A 7,318-nucleotide genomic window follows, 5' to 3' on the forward strand; every position below is an offset into this window, starting at 1 on the left:
ATTTTACGAAATAATGAGGAATTAGTGCAAAATCTTTGCCCCTAATTATATCCCCAAACACATAATGCTTCCAATTTAATTTGAACTAAATACATGTTCAAACCTTGACAGATTCAACAGTTCAAACCTATTAGGATTCGAACATGAACACAAAGATTATTCTAAAATCCAACCTGATTCACATGCAGTTTTGAATATTTTATCTCCATTGTATCTTATTTCAAATCGTGGAGGGGCATTTATTGTATTTTGAGCTTCAAAAGCACAAACATCTCTAGATCCTTTGCTAATGTCCCCTAATTCTACTATTGGTTCTTTGAATAATCCATCATTTAATGATACACACTGAACATTCTGTAAATCTTCTTTGTACGATTCTACCGAAACTGTTGCCCATTTGTCTACTTCACATCTTGCATATGCTTGTATGTCAGAACGATATCTGTTATTGTCATAGTCTTTCATTTGTGTATAATTTAGTGCAGTAAATGATGCCACTCCAAATATTGCAGATATACATAATGCAGCTAGTGCATAGTTTCTTACATCTGTGCTCTTGTCTGTCATGTGAGTTTGTGTTGATTAGACACATTTAGGAATTACTGTAATATCTTAAGACATGATTTTATACTAATGATCTCAAACCTGTATGGACTCGCCATTTCATCAGATGTGAGAGACTATGATCCACGTGAGAAGAGAAATGCAAACCACGTTACAACTAAAAGAAAAGCAATGAATGGCATGTACGCATAACCATATTTCCATTTAACAAATCCATAGGCAATCATAGGTACAGATACTAGGGTTATTGGAGGTCCAAATAATGCCATGTATTGGGAATAGTGCATTGGGGGAATACATGAAACATCTGGATCATATTCACAAGGAGGCAGAGTAGAACGATATTCATGGTATTCGGCTATCAAAATAACTCCATAATGGAACATTAACAATCCCACCACAAATCCAATTGAACCCGATATAATGAAAATTCTTTTCATTTTATTTTTCGCTTTATTACAAGTAAAATCACTAAAACGTTCATAGTACAATACTACGGATTATTCCGTTATTGATTAATTCTTCTGATGTTTTGTTTCCGTATCTGATGGTATAGGCATATTATTCTGTTACATGGCTTGTGGTAGAACTGATTTATAGTTCAAACCTATTGGGATTCACAACTGCATTCATCAGAATTTCAAAAAATATAAAGTCAATCTCTCTTTGATATTACTTGTTTTTTGGAGGATTGTTGTCTCTGCCACCTCCAGAAGGTTTCCCTGGGTTCTTACTTGGTTTTCCTCCTGGTCCTTTTTTCATTTGAATCATGCAAATAAAACAAAATTATGAGTATTAAGATCATGCATGTGCTATTTAGAAAACATAAAAACAAACTCTGCCATATAATGTGAAAATGCCTCAGTCACTATCAGATATCTTAAGAAAGACAATCAGAAAGGAACTGTCTCAAGGTGCAGATTACTCTACTACTGCCAAAAGAGGCGAATTTCATGAAGATTTTATGGATTCTCATCCAGATGTAACATGTGATATAACACTAATTGTAAAAATATTCAAGGAAATCTATGAAGAACGTGGGATAGATCTGTATTCAGTTGGCCTTTCAAGAAAAAAAAGTACAACGTAAAACTTGCAGAGCAATTAAAACAACAGCGCAAAAAATGATTATGATATGGTATTCTAGTATCTCTTCGCATTACCTAAATCACCATTTTAGGTGTACGAAGTATAGCTAGCTATGAAAAAAGCACCAAAAAGCTATGAAATTTCATAGCTATGAAAAGACATAGCTATCAAACCTCTTGATCATAGCGCCTGAGAATTAGCTATGATAGCGCACGAAATTGCGACATAGCTATCAAAAAGTGCTACATAGCATTTGATACTGCGTAACAGGCGTTTTTCTGTGAAATTTTGATACAATCTGTTACAAAAAACGATAGCATTTGATACTGCGTAACAGAGAAAGCTATCACTTCGCACACCTAGTTAGGTGTACGAAGTATGGTGAAATGGTGTGATACTTTGCAGAAAAAAATATTCGAACCTTTTTTTCAGAAAGTATTATTTGCAAGTACTACCATACTAGTTTAGAATAAGTTAGTGAAATTAAAAAGAACTTCACAGACCCAAGTCCCATCCGGTCCAGTACAATAATGTTCTTTATTACGGTCCACTCCGCATAAATTTTGGCGTGAAAATTAAGATAAAAGAAGAAGACCTTGAAAAGATTCAAGACAAGAAAAAACACCAAGAAGCTAAAAAACATGAACTGTGTGTAATGATTTCAAAATTTGAAAATTCAATGCTAAGAATTCAACAGCATGTCAAAGATTATCAAAATAAAGATATTGCCTGCAAAGATCTAGAAGTTTCAAGCATTTTTGGAATAGTTGATCATCAATTAGGACATATACAAAGATTCAGGAATTTGGTAAATGAATAATACTTTGAAGTCGTGTCCTAATTATAACAGTGCAAACACTTGTGAAATTATTGATAAAAATGACAATAATTAAAAATTGATTGTGAAGGAGAATGAGGCGAACCGAAATTATCGAATTAAATCCCAATTATTTTTGAAATAGGTGGCATCATTCTTGAGATTTCCAAGATACAGATGTTCATCTCTTAGTGTGAAGTTGACCCGATATCTTTTGCCATGATCAACAACGAGAATATTTTTCTGATCGATGTTTTTTTGTATTTCCACGTAAGGGAGAATCATGATTCCTTCTCACTCGTAAATATGTCTGACCGTTCCAGATCTTATTCATATTATCAATTACTATGTCAGGCATCAAATCCAGCCTGTTTTTTGATTTTAATGGAATAATTTCTTGTCTAATTGCTTCTAAGACCTCATCACTAGTCTGCATTATTAACTTCCATTTTTGAAACTGGTTGTCAAAATTTGTGTCAAAATCCAAAACACCGAGTACCTGTTGCAGATGAACTGCATAGCCTTTATCTCTACAAATTACTGTTTTTGGCTGGTAGTCCTCTGTCCTTTCAGGCATCTTTTCCCTCTCTTGTTGGATTGTTTTGCTGATTATTGTAAACTGATTTTATTTTCTCAAATTCCTCATTATTCTCAGAAATTTCTCTGAATAATTCCAAATCATTTTTCTCCATCTGCAGATTCGATTGTTTTATTCTCTTATCCATCATTTTTTCAAATTCTTTGATGAATTTGGAAGAATATTGACTCACTTTCTTTGAAATTATATCTTCCATGTTCTCTTTGAGGTGCTCTAGCTCTTCTTTGATGCTTTGCCTCTCTTTCTCTAATTTCTCCTCATTTTCTAACGCTATTTTTAGATCAAGGGGTTTTCCGCATTTTGAACACATTTTTGAATCATATGAGTTTGGAATGTCACAAATTTTACAAATTTTTGGCTTGTTTACCAAATCTGTACTTTTCGCAGAAGAAATTCCATAATGCTTTAAGATTGCTTCTTCAACGTCAGAATTCATCATGTGTTCATATCTTCCTGGCATTTTTGACCCTGATGACCATCCATATCTTTTCTTTTGCAATGATTCAGTAAGATACATTCCAGTTTTAGTGGCGCCAGTATGACGAAATAGATTTGGCCAAATTCTTTTGTGGATTTTGGCAATATCACAAATTCTTTGCAATCTCTTTCTCATTGCAGCATAGGACCAAGATTCTCCAAATCTTCTATCATCCATTGTAATCCACAATGGCGATTCAGGATCAGAACTGTTTGGATGTTTTTCAATGTATGCTGCCAAATCCGGAACACATTCTATTACTCTGACAGGTCTTGGACCAGTTTTCCCATCAACTACAATAACTGCACCCTTGTCATCAAACTTTACATGCTTTATCTGACGGCTCAAGATTTCACCAGGTCTGCAACCCAAATCTGAAAATGCACTGATAAATGCCAAGTCTCGAAGATTTCCTCCACATGCTTTGAGCAGAGAGTTTTTTTCAGCATCTGTGATTAACATATCTGCTGTAAGATTTTCTCTTGGTTTCTTGGTTCTAATCCAAATTGTTTCTGCAGGATCTCCAACTGATTTTTGGTCCCTTGAGCCAAACTTTAGCCATCTGTAGAAATTCTTTAGAATTTTTTTGTGGTCTGATGTTGTGTTGGTTTCCTGACCGTCTTTGCTGAATTTCTTGTTAAAATTATACACTAATTCCTCAATGTCTTCCTTGTTAGTCTCATCCCAGTCTTTCTTTAGCATTCTTGAAAGCGAAAGCAATGTTCCAAGTATCTTTGAGCGTCTTGCAACAGAGAGTGACTCATTAACTAAAACTCTATCAAATTTTTTCATTAGTCTAAAATTGTTTTCACTCAAGTCTTTTTGCATTAATGCAAAGGTTCGAGAAATAATCCTGTCATAATCATATAGTCTGATTTTGTCTAGTTTATTGCCTGAAATCTGCTGTTTTGACATTCCTATAAAGAATAGTCTGGGGGGGATTTAAACCGGAATGATAATGCTCCCATCGGGATTCGAACCCGAGTTGCTGGCTTGAGAAGCCAACGTGCTTAACCGGACTACACTATAGGAGCTTGTTAAAAAATCAACTAAATCTCAATTTAAAGGAAATGTTTTGACTTTGCTTGAGTTGTAAATTTTTGTGAGTTAATTCCTTTATAGAAAAATGGTAATTAACAATTTTATGGACGTTAAAAAATTCATTAACGAATATGGTTTATCTGATTTTCCAATAGGTTTAGGTGGTTGTAGAACTTCTGATCTCTGTTTTGATTCATGTGATTATGATGTTGTTGTTTTTGATGGAAAATCAGAACAAGAAAAAATTGTAAATTTTGATAATGTTTTTGTTATGATTCATCATGCATCTCTATCTGAAACAAACTCTAGTAGATTACTCCAATACCATAAATTGCAAATTATTAATGATGATTCATGGGATTTACGTATGTTCTTATCTAAAATTGATAAAAATCACACTTTGCTGTTTTCTGATTTTGCAAAAAATTGTCTCATAGAATCTCAATTTTGTTGCCAAAAAACCAAAACGGCAATTCAAATGTCTGATATATTTGCACCTTGTTGGCAAAAATGTGCAACATACTATTTGGCAACTGCAATAGCTGCAATCAATCATCAACGTGCTAGCCCTTCTCATATGCTTGACTCGCTTCGACAACTAAAAAAAAATCCAACCAATAAGCATATTTCAGTTGTTAATCAGACAGTAGGAATTGAACGCTCTACACCAATATTGCTTGAACGAATGCTAAAATCTACGATTGGATTTTCTGATTTGATAGAAAAAAATAACCACTCGCAAATAATTCAACAAAAACATGATTATTTTGTAAAAAACTCGATGTTGTCTGATTGCTATTTCTATCTTGGATATGTGAACAAGGAGAATTTTATAAAAATAAAGGATACTTTGAATCGAGAGCAGGATCTTATGCATATTTTAAAAATTGCTTTTGATGTTGAGGCTGATACAAATCTTCTTGAACAACACTCAGATCTTGTTCAAAAATCATGTCATGATCTCCTTGAGGTTCTCTCAGGTGTGTAGTATTCTACTCATCTGTACTAACCTTTTAAAATAAGTAGAATCACTGATTTATTATGGTAGATCAAGCATGTGGCTGTGAAGCCGATAGTGGCGATCCAGAATATGAATGCGATTGTGCAATGCAAGGCCATTGTATCTGTAGTCATGACTGCAAATGCTCAACTGGTGTTTGCAAAGAAGCTGTAAAACAATTGTAATTCAATAGTAACTTTAAATCTATTTTTTATTTTTTATCTATTCGTCTTCTTCGTAGCCCCAAGACTTTACTAATTCTTTTTGGAACTTGTCTGCTTGTTTCTCATCTAAAGAGAATCCGCAGTTTTTATGAGTTGGAACTACAGTCATACCATCTAGTTTGAACTCTACCTCGAACAAATGAACTTTAGAGCATTCACACATTTCTGGAATTTCTGTACATTTGCCTCTATATTTGCTTATTTGAATATCTGTAACGCTTGTCCTTTCCCAATTTTTACATAATTGAAAAACGTTTAACTATCCGTTTTCCCATTTTTTCTTAGGTTTGAACAGAACAATATTATCAATTATCACTGTATTCTTTTTAGGATCATTACTTGTTCCACATGCATTTGCCCAATTCCAAGGAGGTGGTGTGGATAAGGACGGTTCATGGTATGCCGGTGAAGGTCTCAAACAAGGAGATTTCTTTTCTTATTCAATGTGCCATGTGGATTACAAGGAATGTACTAACTTTGAATTGGATATGTGGATTAAGGGTGAGAAGCAGGTTGGAAGTGAAACTAAATGGTTAGCTGAAGTTGCTGTGTTTGATGGTAATAAAATAATTGTTGGAGAAATGGAACTTGGAAAAATTGCACCAGAACCAACAGGTGGTAGTATAGAATTAGGTCAATACCGTGGTGCCTTCAAATCTTCAATAGCGTGGTTGTCTGCATTTGCAACGTCTGATGATAGTTCTGGAGGCAAAGGCCCAAAGGAATTTCGTGCAACATCATGGGGCAAGATTGGCAACATTGGAGGAGAACAGGTAGTTCCAAAAGCAATTGAAACAATCACTGTACCTGCTGGTACTTGGGAAACTGTTCAGATAGGATGGAAAACTGGTGGAATTACAAGTAAGGTTTGGATTGTAGATGATTTCCCATTTCCCATACAAGCTAAAACTTACACACACGTTTCAGAAGGAATACCTCCAACAGAATATGAATTTAGATTATTAGACTATAAAGAAAATGTTCAAGAATCCCCAATTGCACAATACACATCAACTGCCCAAGATTTGATAGATGCAGGATGTGAAGTTAATTTCGATAAAGAAGTTTCAATAAAAAAACCTACAAAAAACTTTGACTATCAAATCCATGTTTTCTATGGACCTGAAGATTTAGTTGAAGGCTGTCCAACTCAATGGCTCATCAAATTTATCAGCAAATATGATGATACTGAATTTTTAAATCAAGTTCAGTACGACTTTCTTGTTGTAGATAATAATTTGAAACCATTAAGATCCATTGCACAAGAAGATAATAGAAATTTCCTTTACTCTCCATCTGGTCAAGCAATACTTGATTTTACTGTTAAAGAAAAACCCGGTATAGCAAAATATGTTGTTTGGGTATATGGATTAGCTCCCGAAGGAATTGTACCTAATACTGCATCTGATTTTGTGGAGATACCTGTAACTATATTTGCTAAAGATGATATTGCAAATGTTCAAGAAATTCCATCTTGGGTAAAAAATAATGCCGGTTGGTGGGCAGA

At 34.2% G+C, this 7,318-nt stretch carries 10 protein-coding genes and 1 tRNA gene; 5 read left to right on the forward strand and 6 right to left on the reverse strand.

Features of this window, described 5'->3' with window-relative positions; genetic code table 11:
- Positions 1–156 precede the first annotated feature (156 nt).
- Together WDZ98_RS00005 and WDZ98_RS00010 are read right to left on the reverse strand one after the other, a co-directional pair.
- Positions 157–567, reverse strand: coding sequence for a hypothetical protein (locus WDZ98_RS00005; protein ID WP_368058862.1), 411 nt, complete (start codon positions 565–567; stop codon positions 157–159).
- Positions 568–680: 113 nt separating this feature from the next.
- Entirely contained in the window at positions 681–1,004 is a 324-nt protein-coding gene (locus tag WDZ98_RS00010) for a hypothetical protein (protein ID WP_368058860.1), read from the reverse strand.
- A 416-nt stretch (positions 1,005–1,420) separates the two neighbouring features.
- On the opposite strand from WDZ98_RS00010, the gene WDZ98_RS00015 reads away from it, so the two are divergent.
- Together WDZ98_RS00015 and WDZ98_RS00020 are read left to right on the forward strand one after the other, a co-directional pair.
- The gene (locus WDZ98_RS00015) at positions 1,421–1,654 is read left to right on the forward strand and encodes a hypothetical protein (RefSeq protein ID WP_368058858.1); all 234 of its coding nucleotides are present in this window, start codon (positions 1,421–1,423) and stop codon (positions 1,652–1,654) included.
- Between the two features lie 567 nt (positions 1,655–2,221).
- Positions 2,222–2,473, forward strand: coding sequence for a hypothetical protein (locus WDZ98_RS00020; protein ID WP_368058856.1), 252 nt, complete (start codon positions 2,222–2,224; stop codon positions 2,471–2,473).
- A 220-nt stretch (positions 2,474–2,693) separates the two neighbouring features.
- On the opposite strand, the gene WDZ98_RS00025 is transcribed toward WDZ98_RS00020, so the two are convergent.
- The 3 genes from WDZ98_RS00025 to WDZ98_RS00035 form a co-directional block, all read right to left on the reverse strand.
- Positions 2,694–3,047, reverse strand: a complete 354-nt coding sequence (locus tag WDZ98_RS00025; RefSeq protein WP_368058854.1) for a hypothetical protein — start codon at positions 3,045–3,047, stop codon at positions 2,694–2,696.
- A complete protein-coding gene (locus WDZ98_RS00030) occupies positions 3,040–4,461 on the reverse strand; it encodes a tyrosine-type recombinase/integrase (protein WP_368058852.1) in 1,422 nt (473 codons plus the stop codon). The genes WDZ98_RS00025 and WDZ98_RS00030 overlap by 8 nt, the downstream gene beginning before the upstream one ends.
- Before the next feature lie 44 nt (positions 4,462–4,505).
- A tRNA-Glu gene (locus WDZ98_RS00035) sits at positions 4,506–4,580 on the reverse strand.
- A 92-nt stretch (positions 4,581–4,672) separates the two neighbouring features.
- Here WDZ98_RS00035 and WDZ98_RS00040 point away from each other — a divergent pair.
- Entirely contained in the window at positions 4,673–5,575 is a 903-nt protein-coding gene (locus WDZ98_RS00040; protein ID WP_368058850.1) for a hypothetical protein, read from the forward strand.
- Positions 5,576–5,628: 53 nt separating this feature from the next.
- A complete protein-coding gene (locus WDZ98_RS00045; RefSeq protein WP_368058848.1) occupies positions 5,629–5,772 on the forward strand; it encodes a hypothetical protein in 144 nt (47 codons plus the stop codon).
- Between the two features lie 37 nt (positions 5,773–5,809).
- On the opposite strand, the gene WDZ98_RS00050 is transcribed toward WDZ98_RS00045, so the two are convergent.
- The gene (locus WDZ98_RS00050; RefSeq protein WP_368058846.1) at positions 5,810–5,950 is read right to left on the reverse strand and encodes a hypothetical protein; all 141 of its coding nucleotides are present in this window, start codon (positions 5,948–5,950) and stop codon (positions 5,810–5,812) included.
- 148 nt (positions 5,951–6,098) lie between these two features.
- Between WDZ98_RS00050 and WDZ98_RS00055 the strand changes: the two genes are divergently transcribed.
- The coding region (locus WDZ98_RS00055; protein ID WP_368058844.1) for a peptidase at positions 6,099–7,318 on the forward strand (1,220 nt) is incomplete at its 3' end.

It is taken from the genome of Candidatus Nitrosopumilus sp. (assembly GCF_040878665.1).
Classification (GTDB): domain Archaea; phylum Thermoproteota; class Nitrososphaeria; order Nitrososphaerales; family Nitrosopumilaceae; genus Nitrosopumilus.